We start from the raw sequence: 1,529 nt of genomic DNA, 5'->3' as shown, positions 1-1,529 counted from the left end.
TATACCGCATCCGATGGCACAGAAAGCGAAACTCAAACATTAACTATCACCATTGTTGGCGCGAACGATCCTGCGGATATTACAGTGGATTTAGCCAGCGGTGATAGCGACTCAGGAATGGTTACTGAAGATGGTACAAGCGATGTTGATGGCAACACTGTCGAAGCAGTTTCAGGCACATTAACCATTAGCGATGTCGATGACGGTCAAGCCGTATTCCAAGTACAAACCAATGTTGCAGACGGTAATTACGGTTCATTTAGTATTGATGCTGATGGCAACTGGGATTACGTACTAAACAACGATCATATCGATGTGCAATCACTGACTGAAGGTGAAACGATCACCCGTACAATTACAGTAACCTCAGCTGACGGCACTGCCACTCACAACATCACTATCACCATTGTTGGTGCTAACGATCCGGCTGATATTACAGTGGATTTAGCTAATGGTGACTCAGATAGCGCAACTGTTACCGAAGATGGTGCAACCGATGCGGACGGCAACACTGTCGAAGCAGTATCAGGCACTCTTTCAATTTCAGATATTGATGACGGTCAAGCGGTATTCCAAGTACAAACTGATGTTGCAGACGGTAATTACGGTTCATTTAGTATTGATGCTGATGGCAACTGGAATTACGTACTAAACAACGATCATATCGATGTGCAATCACTGACTGAAGGCGAAACCTTAACTCGCACGATCACAGTAACCTCAGCCGATGGCACTGCAACCCACAACATCACTATAACCATTGTTGGTGCTAACGATCCGGCTGATATTACAGTGGATTTAGCTAATGGCGATTCAGATAGTGCGACTGTCACCGAAGATGGTGCAAGCGATGCGGACGGTAATACTGTCGAAGCAGTTTCAGGTACTCTTTCAATTTCAGATGTCGATGACGGTCAAGCAGCATTCCAAGTACTAACTGATGTTGCAGATGGTAATTACGGTTCATTTAGTATTGATGCTGACGGCAATTGGGATTATGTCTTAAACAACGATCATATCGATGTGCAATCACTGACGGAAGGTGAAACGATCACCCGTACAATTACTGTAACTTCTGCAGATGGTACAGCAACTCATAACATCACTATCACCATTGTTGGTGCTAACGATCCGGCTGATATTACAGTCGATCTAGCCAGTGGTGATAGCGATTCAGGAATGGTTACTGAAGATGGTGCAAGCGATGTTGATGGCAATACCCTAGAAGCAGTATCTGGCACTTTAACCATTAGCGATGTTGATAACGGTCAAGCCGCATTCCAAGTACAAACCGATGTCGCAGATGGCAATTACGGTTCATTTAGTATTGATGCTGACGGTAACTGGGATTACGTCTTAAACAACGATCATATCGATGTGCAATCACTGACGGAAGGTGAAACCTTAACTCGCACGATCACAGTAACCTCAGCCGATGGCACTGCAACCCACAACATTACTATCACCATTGTTGGTGCTAACGATCCGGCTGATATTACAGTGGATTTAGCTAATGGCGATTCAGATAG

The 1,529-nt window shown here is 44.7% G+C and carries 1 protein-coding gene; it reads left to right on the top strand.

Going from position 1 to position 1,529, the window contains the following annotated elements; all coding sequences use genetic code 11:
* Positions 1-1,529, top strand: a 1,529-nt coding sequence (locus G3R48_RS16980) for a VCBS domain-containing protein (RefSeq protein ID WP_212593418.1), incomplete at both ends; no start/stop codon positions are given.

Source organism: Shewanella intestini, from assembly GCF_018221465.1.
Lineage (GTDB): Bacteria > Pseudomonadota > Gammaproteobacteria > Enterobacterales > Shewanellaceae > Shewanella > Shewanella intestini.
Note: the sequence above shows the minus strand (reverse complement) of the source record. Positions and strands in the feature narration are given on the sequence as shown.